The sequence below is a fragment of the Synechococcus sp. PCC 7335 genome (genome assembly GCF_000155595.1).
Taxonomy (GTDB): Bacteria; Cyanobacteriota; Cyanobacteriia; order Phormidesmidales; family Phormidesmidaceae; genus Phormidesmis.
Genome location: NZ_DS989905.1, coordinates 522,064 through 542,781, shown reverse-complemented (window position 1 = coordinate 542,781; position 20,718 = coordinate 522,064). Strand labels below are relative to the sequence as shown.

Annotated in this window: 13 protein-coding genes; 8 read left to right on the top strand and 5 right to left on the bottom strand. The window is 48.9% G+C overall.

Going from position 1 to position 20,718, the window contains the following annotated elements; translation table 11 throughout:
• Positions 1–313: 313 nt before the first annotated feature.
• From S7335_RS22115 to S7335_RS22105, 4 genes are all read right to left on the bottom strand, one after another.
• Positions 314–2,512: an ATP-binding protein gene (locus S7335_RS22115; RefSeq protein ID WP_006458332.1), complete on the bottom strand. Its 2,199-nt coding sequence runs from the start codon at positions 2,510–2,512 to the stop codon at positions 314–316.
• Entirely contained in the window at positions 2,509–3,756 is a 1,248-nt protein-coding gene (locus S7335_RS22110) for a DUF4255 domain-containing protein (RefSeq protein ID WP_038019473.1), read from the bottom strand. The genes S7335_RS22115 and S7335_RS22110 overlap by 4 nt, the downstream gene beginning before the upstream one ends.
• A 222-nt stretch (positions 3,757–3,978) precedes the next feature.
• On the bottom strand, positions 3,979–4,209 hold the full coding sequence (locus tag S7335_RS28105) for a hypothetical protein (RefSeq protein ID WP_157620633.1): 231 nt from the start codon (positions 4,207–4,209) through the stop codon (positions 3,979–3,981).
• Between the two features lie 163 nt (positions 4,210–4,372).
• Positions 4,373–4,582, bottom strand: a complete 210-nt coding sequence (locus S7335_RS22105) for a Nif11-like leader peptide family natural product precursor (protein WP_006458208.1) — start codon at positions 4,580–4,582, stop codon at positions 4,373–4,375.
• Positions 4,583–5,444: 862 nt separating this feature from the next.
• Between S7335_RS22105 and S7335_RS22100 the strand changes: the two genes are divergently transcribed.
• The 8 genes from S7335_RS22100 (at position 5,445) to S7335_RS22065 (ending at position 18,838) form a co-directional block, all read left to right on the top strand.
• Complete coding sequence (locus S7335_RS22100) at positions 5,445–5,792, top strand: GPW/gp25 family protein (RefSeq protein ID WP_050766035.1); 348 nt, start codon at positions 5,445–5,447, stop codon at positions 5,790–5,792.
• Positions 5,793–5,906: 114 nt separating this feature from the next.
• Entirely contained in the window at positions 5,907–8,132 is a 2,226-nt protein-coding gene (locus S7335_RS22095) for a putative baseplate assembly protein (protein WP_006458067.1), read from the top strand.
• Between the two features lie 11 nt (positions 8,133–8,143).
• On the top strand, positions 8,144–9,217 hold the full coding sequence (locus tag S7335_RS22090; protein WP_006458123.1) for a phage tail protein: 1,074 nt from the start codon (positions 8,144–8,146) through the stop codon (positions 9,215–9,217).
• Between the two features lie 59 nt (positions 9,218–9,276).
• Positions 9,277–10,551, top strand: coding sequence for a hypothetical protein (locus tag S7335_RS22085; RefSeq protein ID WP_157620631.1), 1,275 nt, complete (start codon positions 9,277–9,279; stop codon positions 10,549–10,551).
• A gap of 82 nt (positions 10,552–10,633) precedes the next feature.
• Complete coding sequence (locus S7335_RS22080; RefSeq protein WP_006458071.1) at positions 10,634–12,844, top strand: hypothetical protein; 2,211 nt, start codon at positions 10,634–10,636, stop codon at positions 12,842–12,844.
• Between the two features lie 110 nt (positions 12,845–12,954).
• Positions 12,955–15,540, top strand: coding sequence for a hypothetical protein (locus tag S7335_RS22075; RefSeq protein ID WP_006458336.1), 2,586 nt, complete (start codon positions 12,955–12,957; stop codon positions 15,538–15,540).
• 100 nt (positions 15,541–15,640) lie between these two features.
• Positions 15,641–17,110: a cache domain-containing protein gene (locus S7335_RS22070; protein WP_006458035.1), complete on the top strand. Its 1,470-nt coding sequence runs from the start codon at positions 15,641–15,643 to the stop codon at positions 17,108–17,110.
• A gap of 12 nt (positions 17,111–17,122) precedes the next feature.
• A complete protein-coding gene (locus S7335_RS22065; protein ID WP_006458307.1) occupies positions 17,123–18,838 on the top strand; it encodes a tetratricopeptide repeat protein in 1,716 nt (571 codons plus the stop codon).
• 88 nt (positions 18,839–18,926) lie between these two features.
• Here the strand turns inward: S7335_RS22065 and S7335_RS22060 are convergent, their stop codons facing one another.
• Positions 18,927–20,189: a hypothetical protein gene (locus S7335_RS22060; protein ID WP_006458200.1), complete on the bottom strand. Its 1,263-nt coding sequence runs from the start codon at positions 20,187–20,189 to the stop codon at positions 18,927–18,929.
• Between the last annotated feature and the right edge of the window lie 529 nt (positions 20,190–20,718).

The window sequence follows — 20,718 nt, the reverse complement described above, 5'->3', positions numbered from 1 at the left end:
TCGGGACTCGCACCTCGCCGACACCGAGCCGCGGCTCGTGCCTCCGCCACTCTAGCTCTGGTGCCCCCCGCTGCCCTGCGCTCGCCTGCGCCTCTCGGGCCTCGTCGCGCCCATCCTCCAGCGCTCTCCCGTACTTTGCCATGTTCCTTGCACGGCGCCGCCGCCCTTTTTCTTGCGCGCTGGCGCGTCTCCTTCTCCGTTCCCATTACCCTTCCTCCTCTTTCTACACTCTTCTCTGTCCCTTAGCCGCTTGGGCACTCCACCCCCGCTTCTCGTCTTCCGCCTGCGCTCACACGTTGCCCGCCACGCCCTCTCAGCGCTCCCAGCTCTGTGCGCGTGCGTTCGCCTGCCTCCCTGTGATTTGTTCTGCATTGACACCGCCAGTCGGTCGCCGTTGCCAGCCACTTGTGCTCTCCCACGCTTCCTCTGCCCTCGCCTCTGCTTCGTTCTTAAATTCGACATCGTGTACTGGCCGCCCCTGCTTCCTATACTCGTCCCTCATCGCCTCCAACATCGAGTTCATCGTTATCCCCCCCCCGTTCGCTACCGACATAAATGCCGCATTTATCGCCACCGATTGGATTGTCCCGCCCGTGACATTAAAGCGCCCTAGCCGTTTATCATCGAGCGCCTCGTGCGTCATCCCCTCCGGAAACACCTTCCGCCACATTTCCTGCCGTTTCTCTTTCGTCGGAAACGGAAACTCCACCAAAAACCTCAACCTTCTCAAAAACGCATTATCCAACGCCCCCCGCAAATTCGTCGCCAACACCGCCACCCCCCGATACGCTTCAATCCTCTGCAACAAATAATTAATCTCCACATTCGCATACCGATCATGACTATCCTTCACCTCACTCCGCTTCCCAAACAACGCATCCGCCTCATCAAAAAACAAAATCGCCCCACCTTCCTCCGCAGCATCAAACAACCTGCGCAAATTCTTCTCCGTCTCGCCAATGTACTTACTCACCACCGACGACAAATCAATTCTATAGAGGTGTAAATTCAACTCATTCGCAATCACCTCCGCCGCCATCGTCTTCCCCGTCCCACTCGGCCCCGCAAACATCGCACTCACCCCCAGCCCCCGATTCATCCGCTCCCGAAAGCCCCAGTCATCGTAAACCTTCGATCGCAACCGCACCTGATCTACAATCTGCCGTAGTACACCCATCGCCTCGTCGGGGAGTACCAGCTGATCCCAGGTCGCTTTCACATCAATTCGCTGCGCCAGCGATTCCAAACGAGGGCGAGTACGGTTGAGACAGGCATTCCAAAGAATAGGGAAAGGGGGAAGGGGAAAGAGGGAAGGGGGGACGCTGCCAGATCTATCTTCCCTTTTTCCTTTTCCCTTTTTCCCTTTTTCCTCCATCTCGTTACTTGCTATTTTTAACGCGTTACTTTCTTCCTCTTCCTTGTGAATTTTTACTTTCGCATTCTGAATTCCTATCTCCTCTATCTCAGATAAATTCAAACAAAACTGACAACTTAAAACCGCCGCCTGCGCTGCCTCTTCCTTACCCAACACCTCTATCCAAGCCTCTCGCTGTTCCAGTGGCGTCGGTTTCGCCACCTCTCTCGTAATCGCCTGCCGATGGGACGGCAACCGCACCTCCCGACTGTCCACAAACACCAACCCACTACACTGACTCAAAAACCGCCGCAACGACACCTTACTTTGCGCCTCCGCCTCCAGCTCCTGAGTATCAATAAACAACCCCACCCGCGACAAATACGTCTCCCGCTCCCATAGCCGCAGAAACTGAGAAAAGTCACTATTCCCCGTCGGAATCAACTCCCCCATCAATCCGTATAGCTGCGCCCCAAACTGACCCGCCACCACCTGAGCTACCAAAGACTTCGTTTCCTCACTAGTCCCCAACAACTGCACAATCGGCAATGCCCCCTTCGCACGCGCCAACGACTCACACAACTCCGACACAACTACTTGCTGCGACTCCGAAATCCTCAGCTTCTCCTGTCCTGCCCCCATTAAAGGCATCAACAGTGATTCCAGTCGATGATCCAACCGACCCGAACCCATAATATGATTTACGATCCGCTCATCCGCCTTCAGCATCGTCTGCGGTAACGGCTGCGGCTGAGCCCCATGGAGTTCCACCAATCGCCAATAGCGTAACGGCGCATCCACCGTCATCACATCCCACCGCACCTCTTCAAATAACTGAAACCCCAACGCAAACGTGGGAAACGCCCAACCCCGGTCCCCCTGCGCCCGATCGCATAGCTCCGGCAACAGCGGGTCCACCTCCATCGCCACGCACAACAACAAAATCTCTTTTTCCAGCTCAGAGAGATTAAACCGATAGCTCACATCAATCGCCGCTGGTGGTGGCTCCACCCCCGCTGCTTCGGTAATCGCCGCTTCCGCCTCAGCAATCATCTCAGCCGTCACCGCCTCATCGCCTACCAACCGACGCAACCGCAGCCGCAAGCCCTGGCAAACCGCTAACAAATAAGCCCGATTATTCTCTTCCCAGCTACTCATGGCACCGTAATCCTCACCTGCTGCAACGGGTCAATCCGTAGGGGTACCGCTGCCATATCCACCGGCATACTATCCACCCCATCCACCCGTAGCCGCACCGGATACACCCCCGGCGTCATCTCACGAATCCGAAACGTCAGACGAGATGCCCCCGGCTGATCATCCGGAGTAGACATCTCATACACCGCAATGGTGCGCGCTCCCCAAATCAACATCACCCGCTGCTCCTCACGCACCGCAGGCACACAAGTCAACGACAGACTCAAATTCCCCGCAGCTTCCTCCAGCGGTTCCAACGCTGAAATAATCGGAGCGATCGCCAGCGGATACTCATTGCTCACCCGCATCGAACCCGAGGCGTGTAACACCCCCACCGCCACCGTCCAAAATCCTGCTATCCAAGGATAATCATTAGAACCATCAGCAGGGGGTAAAACAACCTCCACCGCTGTGCCCGTAGGAGTCCCTTGAGGAGCCAAATCAATCGACTCATCCAACAACAGATGACGCAACTGAACGGTTACCCGCTCACCCGCCAAATGCTCAGCGCGAATCAACATCCGATCACCCAGACGAGCACTGGGTTGGCGATTGGGCAACGTTACCCCCGTAATCATCGGCGGTAACCCCGATACAACAAAAGGAGCACCATCCACACCACTACGAGTCAACACCGGCATCGCTGTACTTTCTCGACTGCCAGTGTCAATCATAATCACCGAAACTTTGTAGACCACACTGGGTCGATAGGGTTGTTGTAGCACCTGCCACACCTTCGATATTTCATCAAAGTCAAGTGCTACAGGCGTAATTTGTATCGTTTCAATTTGGCGATGTAAGTCACTCTCGGGCAGTTCTCTCGCCGTCGCCATCTCAATTTCTGTCGAATTCAGAACAAGCCCATCCGCCAAAAACTGAATCACCCGCCCTAATAAAAGATGACTTTTTGCCTCACTCCCATTTTCCCCATAGGCCGCCACCAGATAATACAGATCTACTGCAACAGATGTTTTATGCGGTGTCCTGATTTTTCCACGGGGATGGAGCGACTGTTGATGTCCGAGTTCTAGTTTGGGCATCGCATGATACATCAACAGATTAATCCGGTTGCTATCACTATTAGCCTGAGATTTTTCCAACGTCAGCGCCGTGACAGTGGCACTATCAATAACACTGCGAATCCCTTGGTTAATCAGGGACTGCAATGTAGTAGTGACCGCAGCAATGGCCAACGAGTTACTCATAACAAAACAGAATACATAAAAAGGTATACGCAGCGAGTTCTCACAGCTCAGCCCAACTCAGGTCAAATTGTTAGCAACTGCGAAGTCCGCTCACTTCACACTTCATCTCTTCATAAAAAAGATGCGTATTGAAATTAGTTTTTGATTCTGAAGCCAAAAGGGGTAGACAAAAACAATCTACCGAGCATATTAAACGTATAAGTCCAAGAGACTTAAAAACGGCTATATGCCTAAGTTACCGACCCACCCCGTCGCTGCGCCCCATCCCTGTCTTGGTGGACATTTCCTAGCGCCGCAAAGCGACGCGGGCTTCCAACGCTCTACTGGGAGGGGATTTACTTCAGGATAGGGACATAAAGGCTGCTGGACCGCCTTTAGATAGACAGCCGGGACAAATCTCCTCTTGGAAGGAGTGCCCGCAGGGCGAGGTGGGTCTCGATGAGTACGCCACACAGCAAAACCCCTCCGTGCAGTTCCCTTTACTAAGGGTAACCAAATGCTCGGCGTTGCTAAAGAGACTTAGATGCTCGGATTTGAGCCCAAGCGCTGAAGAAGACTCGGGTGTTTTACACAACAGTTTTTATAAGCATTGCATACTCAATACCTATCAACGGCTTCAAATCCCCGGAATCTCAGAGACCTTACACTCCAACTCTTCCACTGAAAATCGCATCATATCTCGCCATTCATTCAGCGAAAAAACAAACCCTCGTTGATTCGCCATAGTCACAAAAGATTCTATATTGGGAGCCGTATTAAGCACATCTCGCAAACCAGGATTTGCCTGAGCCTCACGATACAACTTCATTACTTGTTCTTTAGCCATGATTTTAGCGACTCCTGTAAATACATAAAGAGACTAGTCAATATTGAGATTAGTCAACGCCAAGCTAGGACAGCTAATTAAATGATTGAGGGAAAAGATATGTAGGCAATATTGTTAGCAAGGTTTTCTGATGAGACGATCAATATAAAGCTGTCAAATACCCGATCCAGCCCATTCTAAAAATCATCAACAGAAAATGCACCTTCCCTGTAATGCATCTTAACCTTAACCACAAAGGCTTAAACCTTGATCAAAAAATTTAAAGTGCACAAAATAGATTGTTCCTTCGATAAACTACCACCTCTTGAATAGATCGAGTTCGGTCCAGAAAATTTATCCATGAAATACTTTTATGGATATTATTCTTCGACTTAGAGATTGTTCAGAGAACACTTTGAATCATATTTTATACCGTTATACTTCAGTAATTAGAACAACAGAATGAGGATTTAAGGCATTTCCCCAATAGGGATAGTGCTCTTTTATACTCGTAATATCTCCTTATAAATCAATTTCTTCCTCGAAGATGTTTGCTTGTCGTTGATAATGCTTACCTTTTGTGACGCTTTCTTCTCAAGGAGAGATCATTCGCTACCATCAATATTATTGAGTGATGTTCACTCATATACAATGTATCTACCGATACAAAATTGACTGAACTTGACTATCGTTGGCGATAGTCAAGTTGGCATCCGCATTTCTATCATTTTTCTCATCCATCTATCCTTTCTAGTTTTAAGGGGCTGCGAACGAACAGTTTGCAGGCATAATTACTGTGCAACCACAATCCTTAACGACAACTCAGAAACAATCTCAGGAAAAACACAAGCAATTAGGTGAAGGCTGGAGTTTTCCTGTGCGAATGACCGTGCAAGGCGGATTCCAGCGAAGTAACAAGTACCGAAATCTTGATGAATCAATTGTTATCATCCTAGGCACACGGTTGGGAGAACGGGTCTATCGTCCCGAATTCGGCTCGCGGCTACATGAACTCGTCTTCGCACCCTTAAACGATGAAACAATGTTGCTCGCCCAAATTTATGCCCGTGAAGCGTTGCAACAATGGGAGCCTCGCATCACTGTTGAAGCCGTCGCCGCAACCCCTCTGCCGGATGCCGCGAGTCTTCGCATTGCGGTTAATTACCGTATCCGAGGAACCCACCATCGGCGCAGCTTAGTTTATCCGTTTTATCTCACACCGTCTGCTTGAGCCCGCTTTTCGCTACCACTTTTGTTGCTGAACGCTTTTATATTTTGCACATTTCAGTTTTGCACAAGCTTTTAGTGCTGAACAAATACAATGCCTCACAATAGGGTCTAACCCATGGAATTTGACTTTTTGTCTAGGCTTCCAAACTCTAATTTAGACGACCGTCAGTTTAAAGATTTGGTCGAAGAATGTTTGTTGCGCATTCCCCGGTATTGTCCTGAATGGACCAACCATAACCCCAGCGATCCTGGCATCACCCTGGTGGAATTGTTCGGCTGGCTCACCGATCAAATGATGATGCGGTTTAACCAAGTGCCGCGTCGTAATTATGTGGCATTTTTAGAGCTGCTTGGTATCCGGTTACAGCCACCGGCTCCGGCCCACACCGCCCTGACCTTTTATCTATCGGCCAGTTTGCCCGACCCCTACACCATTCCTGCTGCGGTAGAAGTCGCCACTGAACGCACCGAAACAGAAGAGGCGATTGTGTTTAGTACGGACCAAGCCCTTACCATTGGGATTCCTCATATTATTCATCTGCTGACAGCAGAGACGACAGAGCATCAGCCTGGTGCCCTGCGTGATCGATTGTCTGTGCGGTGGACTCGTCGCCCTGATGGGCAATGGACCGGTGCAGAACAGGAGATCTTTGAGGCCACGCCTCAGCCTGGTAATTGTTTTTATCTGGTGCTCGATCCAGAACAATCGTTAGAAGGGAATGTGATTGCGCTACATTTCGCCGGTGAAACGGCCACCCCCACCGGCATTCGACCAGAAGCGCCCCCCAGGCGATGGGAGGCCTGGAATGGTCAAACCTGGGTATCGGATGTGCTGATGCAAGAAAGTGATGATGACACCCACGGGTTTAGTTTTTATGATTCTGGCAGTAACAGCGATATTCAGCAGGGGGAGGTTGTTTTACATTTGCCCCCCCGCTTTCCCATCACCGAATTTGCCAGCTATCGAGGCCGCTGGGTTCGGTGTGTGTGTACAGAGACAACGCTGGGGGCACCGTATACTCGTTCCCCTCGGTTGCTCAGTGTGGCGGCTCGCTCTCTAGGGGGAACGGTGGCCGCTCGCCAATGTTCCACCATTCACAATGAATTGCTAGGAGAGAGTAACGGTCAGGCAGGCCAGACCTTCCAATTGCACAGTACGCCCATCTTGCCGCGACAAGCATCTGAAACCTTAGTGGTCATGCTGCCCGATGGCCATCAGCAAGTGTGGCAAGAGGTCAATGATTTTGCCGACTCAGGGGCAGAAGATCTCCATTACACGCTGGATTCTCTGACGGGGCTGATCCAGTTGGGTCCTCTAATTCGAGAACCGTCCCAACTCAGAACAGCCACTCGCTTGCGTTTTGAGCAACAATCTCGCCAACACTCTTACCCAAATGGCCGTTACCCAAACAGCCGTTTTCCTACCGGTGAAACCGCTGTTCTTCCCATGGCTCCCCAACTATTAGAACGGCAATATGGTGCGGTGCCACCACAGGGCGCGATACTGACCATGCGAGCCTATCGTACTGGTGGTGGCCAACAGGGAAATGTTCAATCCCAAACGTTGCGGGTGATTAAGTCGGCGGTTCCCTATGTGGCCTCCGTGACCAATCATCAAGCAGCTGACCTAGGAGCCGATGCTGAGTCCCTAGACTTGGCAGTATTGAGAGTCCCCAAGTTGTTGCGCACTCGCGATCGCGCGGTCACGCCTGAAGATTTTGAAACCCTGACGATAGAAGCGGGCGCAGGTACTGTTGCCCGTAGCCTTTGTCCCCGTCAGCTCAACACTCAGCCAGGGGTCATCACCGTAATGGTGGTACCCAAAAACAATCTTGGTGACATTGAAGCCGGATTGGGTATTTCACCCCAGGCCCTGAGCCTTACCCCTCAACTCAGCCAGCCCGTGCTCCAATATTTGGATGAACGGCGACCCCTGGGTCTACAGGTCAAGCTCGCCTCTCCCAGCTATGTGGGGGTGAGTGTCACCACGGAGGTGGCGATTGATCCGAGCTATGGTTCGCCAGAAGCCAAACAAGCCATCCAACAAGATCTTCAGGTTGCCCTATATCGGTTTTTAAACCCCTTGACGGGGGGTGCCGATGGCCGTGGCTGGCCCTTTGGCACCCCCGTATATCCCTCTGACATCATTACCCTATTGCAAAGCATGGCCGGTGTTCGGTATTTGGGCACGGTGATGCTGTATGAAATACGGCAGCAGGGAACAGAATGGGTGAGACGACTAGCCCCGGCTAATGTGGTGACACCGGCCCCCCTAGGCTTAGTGTGCTCTTGGGCCGATGCCCAATTGCGCTCGGGCCATACTGTTAATTTAATCGGTTAGGGGAGAGCACCATGGCACAACTCCGAGCCGGACAGATGGTCGCTATTGAACTGGTGCCTTTACAAGAGCCAGCACCTGCCTCTGGCTCAGCAATTACCTTTTCCCCCTCGGATAGGCTATCCCCAATAACAGCAATTCAGCCCCCCGCCTTGTCCACGCGCCTAAGTCTGCATCCTGGAGAAGCGAGTGAGTTAGTTGTCCGGATCAAAAATCAAGGGGACCATCCGCTCCAACTCCAATTCGCCGTGTCTGGGGAGATGCCCCGAGACTGGTGGCGGCTACGGACAGAGGGCTCCACATTGCCCACACGCCACCAAATGGAGGTTGTGCTGTACTTTGCGATCTCGTCTAATTTTTTTGAACGTCCGCTGTCGCCAGAACAACTACCCCTACAGCTGGATTACAAAGGACAACTCAAAATAATCGCGACTGCGCCACGGGGTGATAGCGAAACTCACATCAACCCGTTTAACCTGTTAGTGCGCCCGCCCAGTTTATACCTGGACTTTTTACCCGACATTTATCGTCGCATTGACATCGTGGGCCGATTTCTCAAAATTTTTGAGACCACCTTTGAACCCACCGTAGATATTCTCGACCACCTCTGGGCTTACTTAGACCCCCTAATCGCACCCCAAGCCATGCTGCCATTTTTGGCCCATTGGGTGGGGTGGTCATTTGAAGGGCCCCTTAGTTTGGAGCAACAACGCACCCTCATTCGCTACGCCATGGAGATTTACCGTTGGCGTGGTACCCGACGAGGGTTGAGATTTTATTTGCATTTGGCCAGCGGACTGCCCCTAGATGATCATTTGCCCGTTGAGGCGCAAAAATCCATTGGCATCCACGAAAACTTTAGTCCTGGACATGTGCTGGGCCAAACCGTACTGGGTGCCTCTACCCTGCTGGGTGGCACTCGTCCTTGTCACTTTTCTGTTCAATTGCGGCCCCCTGCCAATTACCCCCTCGATGAAGCCTTGATTCGGACCATTATCGATCAAGAAACCTCCGCATTTTGTAGCTACGACCTCTTTATCGAAACGCCTCCAGGCACTAGCCCAGATACTGGCTCAGATACTAGTTAAAAGAATGACTGTGAACATCAATTCTCTTTTTGCGGTCCTTCTTACCCTTCCCGATGCCCATGTCTCTGCAACCCCTGCAACGTTTAGATGTCAACGACGGCTTGCTGATTACGGCAAACCATTGGCAAATTGCCCATAGCTATCACCAAAATCGCCAGTCCATTCACTATCAATCGCTCCACCGGGGTGGCATTGTAGATGGCCTAGGTATTTGTGTTGCTGCCATTCCTGATGCGGCGCCCAGTCGGTATCGATATCACCGCTGGCTGACAATTCAACCGGGATTAGCGATTGATGGTCAGGGGAACCCCATTGTGGTCTCCCAGCCCGAGAGTTGTTATCTCTCGGCCCAACTCTCTGAAGAAGCCACGATTTATATTGTGCTTAAGCACTCTGAGCAGACCTCCCAAACAGACACGGAAATTGTGCAAGGTGCTTTCCAAATCATTGAAAAAGATGTCCCTGCCGAAGCCGATGAAGTGGAGCTGTGTCGGGTGCGGTTAGGCCCAGGGATAACAGCCCTCAATGCCCCAAACAATGTTTTTTCACCTGGGGTCAATCAGCTCGATTTACGATATCGTCAACCGGTACAGGGCCGGTCCTCCTTACACTGCCGTGTGGCAACGTTAGAATTTTCTCCGACCTATGGAGTCCAGTTTCAGGCTCTATTCGAGGCCTTGCCCGGACTGTATCCTAGCCTTCAGGGCACTCTGGTAGACGCCTTCCTAGAAGGAGACCTCAACACGGTGTCCTACGATGATTTTTGTCATTTGGACCGTGCCACCCAACATCAAGTAGCCCAATATCTACAGCAGGGGAGTGTCCTGCTGATTCATGCCGATGTGGAGACGTTATTGGGGCTATATCAAGCTGAGTTAGAACTTCAACAGGCCATGGCCGCTAACCCTCCACGGGGAGGGCAAGCATTGCGGGAAAAAGCTCAGGTGGAATTACGTGAAACCCAAGCCTGTATTATTGATGCGATCGTCAGGCTCGCGGCCCCAATACACACCTTTTTGGACACCGAGGGACTCTCAGAATTGCAGAGTACGATGTCGCTGACAGCTGAGGATAGGGTCCGCGAGGGCGCATTTTCTCTGGGGCGAGCCCATCCTTTTCGCTTTAGTCACTGGCCCACGATACAGCAGCGCCCCATTGGGATTTATCGCTGGGGAGGTGTGCTGTTGTTAGTGGGTCCATTACTTCAGGCCTGGGGTGCAAACGATGAGCTATCTCTTGACCGTGAGGAGATTCGCGCGGCCCAGGAATTGGGCATTAATCTTCTCACGTTTGCCACTCGCCATCATCAGCTACACCAGTGGTTGATGTCCTGACACTAGCTTAATGAATCAAGACATCAACCCTAACCTAATTTAGCAAGACCATTTAACAGTCCTATCCAACATGATTTAGTCAATGGCTAAACAGATTTTGACTCAGTTATCTACCCAGTCTCTTCAGGTCGGCACCGGTCGCGATCAGTTTGAAGTGGTGGTCAATAATCTTAGCGATCGCTTTGCCACCTTTATCCTAGAGTTATCTGCCCCTGGCATCGCCCGTGACGCTAGTCAGGATTGGTATCACCTCACTCCAGATATCTCTGCCAAAATTCCGGCGGGAGATCAGGCAAACTTTGTCGTTAATCTTCTGGCTTTGCCACCGGTTGCGGGTGACTTTACCGGAAAAATGAACCTTAATGTCAATGTCACTTGTTTGGAGATAGGCGAAAAAGATCGACAGATTATGAACCTGGTAGTCAAGGGTTCGGGGGGGGTGGCTCCACAAATCTCGATGGCTACCACTCACTTTCAAGGGAAACCAGGAGACCTTATAGAAATTCCCCTGCTGATTCAAAACTATCAGCGCAATACGGCCAATATTCAGGTTGAGATCAAGGGATTACCAGAGGCTTGGCTGATTGATGGCCATAAACACCGATTGTCGCTGCCACCTCGGGGACACTCTGAGGTGTTATTTATCTGTCAACTGCCGTCCTTGAGTGAAGCGTGCAGCCAAGTACATTCCTTTCAAGTTGAGGTCAGCCAAATTCAAACCCAGCCCGTGAGGCAGGCAGCAACGCTAGAGGTATTGCCAGTGGGGGCTCTGTTGTTTAACTGTGACCTGGCAGCGGCTGATCTGGAAGGTGATGACGCCTATGAACAAGCTTTTGATGAACAAACCTATGATGAACACGCTTCTGATAATAGAGAAACCACCCACTATACGCTGACCTTCAACAATGCTAGCAACGTGGCACAGTCTGCAAGAGTCGTGTTAAACCGCATTGATGTGCCCTGGTATAAGCAACTATGGGCAATTTTACAAAGAGACGCCCCTACCCCTGCTCGCACCACCCGCCATTGCTTACATATCAGCCCCTCTCAGGTTAATTTGCAACCAGGAGATATTTCCACGATGGCGGTGGCGGTAATGCCTAAGCCTCCCTGGTGGGGGTGGCGACGGCGACAACAGTTTCAGCTGCGTTCTCAATTGCAGAAAACCCGCCTAGAACCCTCAGAACAGCGGATTGAGCTGGTGGTCTCACCCAGAATTCCGTTTTGGCTTCAGTGTTTGGCCCTGTTCTGCCTGAGCGTGGGCTTAGGGCTCATCGTAAATCATTGGACGAACCACCGAAGGCCCGTTAATAGCATCCAATTTGATGGTCAAGCCAGTAGGGTAATTAGCGGCGCCAATGACAATACCATCAGCCGTTGGCAGGTATCTCGTCGTCTGAGAAAGATCGATCAGAAAACCATCAATAAGGCGGTGCGGGTGGTTCGCTACCGTCCCCACAACAATAATATGCTGGCGGCCGGCTTAGAAAATGGTGAAATCCAGCTCTGGGATCTTCTCTTGGAGAAACCTTTGCCCACCCTCACCTTTAGAAAAGACGATCGTGTTTTTGATCTGCAATTTAGCCAAGATTCCCGTAGTTTGTTTAGTGCCCATGGCAGTGGATTGGTGCTCCATTGGCAACTGCAAGTTCCAGGGAGCGCTGGCCAACCGCCGCCCCCATCCGAAAAACAGTTTAACTTCGCGATTCAGACAATGGTTGCTATTTGGCCCGCCCCTAGCGAGCAAGGAGATAACGGGACTGGTAATGTCACGACAGTTTTAGCCGTTGGCGGGCAACGTAATCAGCTCAAATTATGGAATACCGAGACCAAGCAGGAACAGTCTATCCCCTACCCTACAGGCAACGGTACAGACTACATCACCAGTTTGGATACCGCCAACACTCAGTTAGCTCTACTCGCCGTCGCTGACAACCAGGGGCGTATCAGTCTCTGGGATACCAGCCAATGCTGGTCTAACAGTATTGATAGTACAAAATGTTCATCCACCGACCAATGGACGGATGGACATCATGGAGGCCCCGTTAACGCGGTTGCCTTAACTAGGGATGGCTGTTATTTGGTCAGCGGCGGCGACGATGGTCGGGTGATGCTGTGGTCCCTCAATCGAGCCGGTCAAGTTATGGAACAAAAACAAATCGCTAAATTTTCGAAATCCATCAACGCTGTTGATATTGCCAAAAAGGAGAATAGACTAGCCATCGTCAGTGGCGGCGATAATCACCAAGTCAGACTCCATCATATCAAGGCCAACCGCTCAGTCTGCCAATAAATGATGCCGATAAATGATGGTTAAATGGCCGTCAGTTGAATGGCCGTCATGATTAATTCTCTCCTGGTCATTGTTCTTTTTTACAGCCTACCTTACCCCTGGTTTCCACCATGACTCGCTATTCTGTGCCAATGGAAGCATTACCCCAAGTTTCCCTTAACCATGGCTTGGCAACTGATCCCATTGGTGTCATGATCTCATCATCAGGACAGGAGCAAGTCTTCCCAGGGGACTCTCTAGAACTCAGCATCACTGTTAAGAATAAAGGCGATAAAGGTGCTGTTATCGATATCTTTCTCGATGAGTTGCCCGTTGCCATCCAACCCTGGAGTGAAGCCACTCAAACCCACCTTGCCTTAGATCCAGACCAAGGAGAAGATGTCACTTTTCGCTTTGACATTCCAGTGACCGCACTTCCAGGAACCTATCACTATTGGTTGGTTGTGGATTCTCCCAATCACTATCCTGATAGTATCCCTCAGCGATCTGAGCACATCTTAAAGGTGTTACCACCACCCCAGGCCGTATTACGGGAAAATGATCCCACTTTTGCGGTAGAACCGGTCACAACCCACACCAAACCGATTAAAACCCTACCCGGTAATCCACTTCAATTTCAAGTCTATGTTTATAATCGATCTGACCGAGTCGATAGCTTTTGTCTAGATTGCACGGATTTGCCAGAGGAGTGGGTCACGATCACCTATCCCCAAGGATTTCGAGCGCCTGGATTAGCGATCGTGGAAACAGAATTAGAGCTCAATCCAGATATGGAAGGTGTCATTTTATTGACCCTGACCCCACCTCTCGATGCCCTGTCGCAAACTATGCTGGTCTCACTCCAGCTCAATTCTAAAAGTAATCCTGACCTCAAGTTACTGGATGTTCTTTACATCCATATTCAGCCGGTTTATCAAATCACAATGCGATTTCGCACCCTTGTTAGCCGCATTCAATCCCAACCAGGGATCTACAGTATTCAGGCCAGTAATCAAGGTAATACCAACAGAACATTAGACCTCCAAATTGTGGGCCTAGAAGGGAGCGATCTCTGCAATTATGAGATTCGACCTGACTCATTAACGTTAGCACCCCAACAAACATTGATCAGTGAAGTCACTGTGCAACCCAAACATCCATGGCAACGACCTTTGTTTGGTGGCGGGCGGTTGATTCAGTTTGAGGTGGTGGCAACGGACCCCGTTAAAAATCCATTGCCAGAGAATCCGATGCAGGGACTGCTCACGTGGGAGGCTCGTCCCTGGTGGCAAATTTTGCCCTTTATATGGTTATTCGTAGGGTCTTTCCTAGGTTTACTCTGGCTGGCCTGGTGGTTGTTTCTTTTTCCCAGACCTCCTGCCACCGTTTTACGCTTCGCACCCGAAAGTCCGGCCTATGAGGCCAGTCAAGGCGATACCGTTTTTGTTGGCTTTAAAATTAGCAATCCCCGTCGCATTCAACAGCTCGAAATTATTGGGCAGTCAGTGGAGGGTGCCCGATTAAGTGGCCCCTTGACATTTGATCTTAGCAAAGAAGAATTACCGCCAGAACTCGAACCTGTTTGTATCGAGCGGCGGCAGCATCTCACCTGTCGCAACGTTCGCACAGATGCCAAACGAGCCGGGGAGTATCAGTTTATTCTCAAGGTTATTCCTAAGCCTGGGCGTAATGCGATTCCGACTCAGGCCGAGACCTCCCTTATTTCAATTGCACCAATCCCTCCAAGACCGTTACCCAGCATTTTAGAACTAGCCTTTTCTGAGACATCTTATTTAGAGTCATCCGAGGCTCCCTCAGGCCACGACAATCTCTGTTCATCACCACCAGAAACCGAACCCCAAAATAATCATGAGGTTTGCCTCAACTGGAGCATCAGCCATCCTGAGCAACTTAGTGCTATTCAACTCGTTGTGCGAGATGCTGAGCAGGCTATTGTAGCTAGGTCTGCAAAATATGAATTTAAAGAAGTTCCCGAGGATCCGAATAAGTTAGAGGAGATAATTCCCGAAAAGTTGGGCTCTACAGCAGATTGCAGTATTGATAAAGAGCAGATTTTAGAGTGTTCTAAGGTCCCAACAGGACTGCGCCAAGCAGGCACTTATACGATTGATGTGATTGTTACTCCTCGGGAACAATCTCTAGAGCAATCCATTATAGCCACGAGCGATCCAATAGAAGTGCATCCTCGTCCACCCGAAATACTATCGCTTAAGTACGAGGGGGCACAACTCATCTCTTCCACTTCTGAGTCACCCGAATATTCAGGTAAATTTTTCGTAGCCGTTGATAATGAGCCTTCACGAGAGGTGAGCTTGGAGTGGGAGGTGAAAGATAATCCAGGTACTCAGGTAATGCTCCTACCGGCTCCAGGCCATGTAAAACCAAAAGGTTCGTTATCCATTCCACTCAGGTTTGACTCGGGAGAAGTTTTCCTCACATTACAGGTGACCAATTCAGTAGGGGAAATGCAGACAAGATCCCTGAGCATTACCCCCTACGATCCTACACCCGAAAAACCACCAGAGATCGTGGCTAATACGGGCAACAGTGAACAATCAGCTGGAGCAGCTGGGAGCAATGGTGAGTCGAATGGAGAAGGCAATCCTGAAAGCTCTGTTCAAGGACCACCCGTCACCTCTAAACCTGGTCAAGTCTCCCCAGTGGAACTACCTCCTCTACCTGCTCTCTTGGAGTAATGCATTAGGCGGTGGAGTAACGTGCTAGGAAGAATAACCCTTCTGGGCTAAAAAACTGAGTTCATTTACCTTATTAATATTTTTTATAAGAGCCCTCGCTATGTCAGAACCATTGCCTGTTGAGGCCTATGTAGAGACCTCACCAACTCGCCCTCAAAAAAGACGGATTATTTCTATTCGTTGGACGTTGCCATTGTTTGTTGTCACACCAGTTGTCATCGGCATCGCGCTAACCAGTTCATTAGCCTATATCAGCGGAAAGCGGGCCATTGATGATTCAATTGATACTATCGGCAAGGAAGTCGCCAAGAATATTGAAAATGAAGTGCTTCGCTATTTAGAGGCACCTATTTCTCTCTCTGAAAGTGCTTTGGCTGGTGCGAATAGTGGCGTTCTCAATCTTCAGGATATGCGCGCGCTGAGCAATAATTTTTGGCGAATTACACAGTCAAAGCAGTTGCCCAAAATTTTTTTCTATGGCAACCGCTTAGGTCACATAGCTTACAGCGAACGAACAAAGGAAGAACACATCATCAAGATCAAGGATGTAGCAACCCAGGATCAATACATCACCTATCTGGCAGATAATGATGGAAACCCTGTGACGATCAAAGCCACAGATGCTCAATACAACCCCAAAGCTCAGGACTGGTATAAGAATGCGAAAAAGCATCAACAACCTATTTGGAGCCAGGTCTATGTTGCCCAGGATGGTACTAACCTTGTGCTTACTCGTGCTACACCCTTTTTCAATGCCTCGGGGCAACTTGAGGGCGTTTTTGGTAGTGATATTTCTCTACTAGAATTAAATAAGTTTCTCGATGACTTAACCGAAAGCTCAAAAGGAGAAGCTTTCATTTTAGAAAAGACAGGTGCTCTGATTGCAGCATCCAATGATGCCAATCTATTTAGTGGTGAGGGAGATACTTTTACACGTGTCAAAGCAGAAGAAAGTAGCAACCCATTGCTCAAAGCAATGATTAGCCAACTATCACAAAAAAATAGTGGTCATAACGGAATCGCAGACCATACATCGAGCAATATGATTTCTGATGGCTTTTCCTTTAACTATGGAGGGCAAGCACAACTCGCCTATGTTTATAATCTCGACGTAAATAGTAATCTCGATAGCAGTTTTAGCGATTGGCTCATTGTGGTCACGATTCCTAAGAATACTTATACCAAGACATTCAACAAGAACACTCGTCAAACACTTTTCTGGGGAGGTGTGACTACGGTTGTTGCCTCACTTTTGGCGTTTGCTGCTGCACGCTATATGTTACAGCCGATTGAAAAGCTAAACCAGGCTGCCGATGACATTAAACAACATCAGTTTAATCCAGCCACCTTAGCAGATGTGATGCAACGTCCTGATGAGTTTAGCGTTTTGGCGGATGTGTTTGATGATATGGCCACGGTGGTGGTGAGTCGAGAGCAAACCTTGGCGGATCAGGTTAAACAACTGGAGCAAGAGAAGCTACAGTATGGCACCCGAGGTAGCGATCGCTATGCCTTGGATGCTGCCATACGCCATGCGAAGCAGGCTCGCAATCAGTACCTTAAGCATTGAGGAAAAAGAGCAATGTTGAGTAGGGTGACGGTAAGTGGAACGATGATGCTCCGGAGCATCTGGCATTGTGCCATTCCGGTAATGCTTTTCCTTTTAATGCCATCTGTAACCTGGGCGCAAACATCTCTCCTGGGAGAGGGGATCGAAGATTTTGAGTATTGGGAGAATTTGTGCAAACTCCATATCAGTGCTGCAAAAGAGGCCACTGCCGAAGAAAAAGAAGAAGAGTATTCACAAGCACTTGTAGCCTGTGAGCATGCGATCGCTCTAAGGCCAAAAGATGTAAATATTTGGGTAGAGCACAGCGGAATCTTACTCAATACAGAGCAATATTCAGAGGCGATCGCATCGGCTAATCAAGCCTTACGTTTTGAAGCGGCTCATTCGTTAGCAATGACCTACCAATGCATTGCCTATGGCGCCCTCAACCAAGCCGAAGCGGCTCTAGAACGTTGTAATGAGGCCCTGAGAGTCAATGATAACTGGGGGGAGAGGAATCCCTCATTAGCCTGGGTTTACCGTGGCATCATTTTGGCCCAAGAAGAATATTATGTTCAGGCAGTACAGGCCTATGACCTTGCTCTGTCTGTAGAGCCCCAGTATGCGTTTGCCCTCACCAAAAAATGTGAGGCTCATTTGATGTTGTTATTGACCTCTCAAGCGAATCAATCCTGTGAGAGAGCATTGGCAGCTAATCAGCTATGGGGCGAGGCGAGCCCGGCAATCGCTTGGACTCTCTTAGGTACAATTCACACTCAGGAAGAGAAACCTGACGAAGCGATTTCTGCCTATGATCGAGTGCTGGGTCTGGATCCGACGAATGCATTCATTTGGGCTGCCCAGGGACAGGTGTTAGAGAATCTTGATCATAACCTCGCTCATAACCTTGAGCATAACGAAGAGGCATTAGTCTCGTACGAACAGGCCGTGATATTTAAGCCAGATTTTGCTAGAGCACTACTGGGTAAATGCCGAGTTTTGAATCGGTTGAGCAGGTATAAGGATGCCTTGACGGCCTGTGATGCAGCGTTATCAGGAGATGGTGATTGGGGTGATGATACCCTGGCCAATGCGTGGCATGAGCGCAGCATTGCATTAACGGGAAAAGGTGAGTATGAGGAGGCTCTGGCATCAAGTAATCGGGCGGTGGGATTAGCGTCAAACTATGCAGCGGCTTTCAATCAGCGGAGCATTATTTATTGGTATTTAAAACAGTACGATGAAGCAATAGATGCGAATACGCAGGCATTGGTGATAGATGATTCTTCCGACGATGTGTGGTTTACACGCGGGTTAATTTTTCGGGCGCGAACTGAATATCCCCGGGCATTGGCGGCCTATGATCGAGGACTAGGATTAAATCCCTATAATCATTGGGCTTGGACCAATCGTAGTATGGTGTTGTGGGAGATGGGAGATTATGGCGAAGCACTCGTGTCGGTAGAAGAGGCGATCCGGATAAATGATTCGTCGGTGCAGGTTTGGTATAACAAGGGGGCAGCTCAGTCGGCGTTGGGAGATTATGAGGGTGCGATTGAAACCTACGGCCATGTGTTAGTGCTAGATGAGAGATACGCGGCTGCGTTGACGGGACGCGGGATAGCGCGGTTTTATTTAGGTGAGGATGAAGCCGCGATGGAGGATTTGCGGGCAGCGTTGGTGTTGAATCCAGAGGATGAGTTGGCAAAGGAGACTTTGGAGACGTTGACTACAGCTATGGAAGAATAAAGAGAGAATCAAAACATCCAATCTTTGCACGGATAAATCCGCACAAAGGTAGCGGTAATAGATACTCATATGCATCCCCTCTAAAAAACTAACCCTCTAACTTCTCTGTTCTTAAAATGTCAAAAACATCCGAAACCTCTACCATCTCAGCTACTTGAATCTTCTCCCCCCCAAATGTCTGCCCCTGCCTTGATTGATCCTGCCCACTCTCCTCAGGTAGCAACGCACAAGCCGTAATCACCGTCGCACTCCCTAACAACAATGGCCAAAATATCAACCTCGGGTGCACATTATCATCCTTATGGATCCAATACAGGAGCCGATTATTTCCATTGTCCGGCAACGCAAATAAATAAGAATTGACCGAAACCCCCAACAGCGATAAATACATTAACGGATAAAGATACTCAATATAAACAATATCAGACCCTGCAAACTGCTCCCGAATCTGGACCTGCGACAACAGCACAATAAAAAATAAACCAGAGCAAACGCCAATCACACCGCTAGTATTCATACCCAAACTAGACTCCTTATTAGGATCCTTCGTAATCATCATTAAGGTCGCAAATATTAAGCAGGCAATAATCGCTAGTGGTAAAATGTAGACAACAAAAGAATTTAAGAAACGCCGCTTGAGCACAACGTTAAAATAAAGCTCGGGGTGAGCGTTTAGCTCATCGTCTTCAAAAATGCCAAAGTTAGAATTATAAGATTTCTCTTTATAGTCAAAGAAAGTTTCTAAAAGCTGCCAATCACCTAAGACGATATCTGTATCATAGCCAAAAGCTTTCTCGAGATCAGTGGATTCATATCCATCGAAATCGGGTACCAAAACCTTGTTCGGCTTAAAATCATTACTCCACAACCGAACCCAGACATTCTTATGATCAAAAGGATATTTTGAATATTCAAATTTCTGCTTTAAGGTCGCCTCAAAATACCAGCCAATAACCTCCTTATTACCTTTCACCTTTCTGTATGCAAACTTGGGAGCTCCATTGCTTTCACTTTCAACAGCCTCAGGCAGAACAAAGCCAACTGGAATATCTTCCGGATTCTTATACTTTGCAGTGTAGGCCCTATCATAGGTTTGCCAAATATAGCCTGTAAAGTTAACCTCTGTTGAATTGTTAAACTTAAGTGATTGGATAAAGACGCCAGTGGGTACCTCGTCATTTTCTCGATCGGATAAGAATTCAGACAAATAGGCATCAACCTCTGTCTTTTTCGTTAGTTGGTCTTGATTCGGGCTGTAGCTGTGGGTAGCATAAACCCACATTCCCCCAATTAGTATCAAGAATAAGAGAGAAATAGAATTAGAAATTCCCCACCACTTTTTTATATTCATAGTAGTTACTACACTAATTACACTAATTTAGTTATTTAGAGAAAACTATTTTAAGCGAGCTGTTTTCTCATAAGGTAAAACGTATCTTTTAGAAGCGATGTCTATCGCGACTGTTAGTTTTTTGCTAATCACCTAGTCTCCTGGTCTTTTTAGCTTCATCTAATTGACGCACCCTTTAGCACCCTTATACTACAAACTCCCACACAATATCGATTAATTCTGTCGTTGTCAGAAACATTATGTAATAAATACTCTCAAATAATATTTACTAAGGCCTTTGAAGTATTCTTTTCGCTTAATTGTGATATTAAGTAATCAGACCTTATCGAGAGATGTTTTTCAGTAAAATTAGAAAATATATTCTGATAAATATCTCAAGAGAACCGCTGATGTCAGAGAGTCTCTGACATCTGGATAAATACTTTTTATTTCCTGAGGACGGCTACATGATTCTAGAGCCCTTAACGACTAGTTTTCTTCGACGTCACTTGCTCAAGTTGCCACTACCTCAGCGGATTTCACGATATCA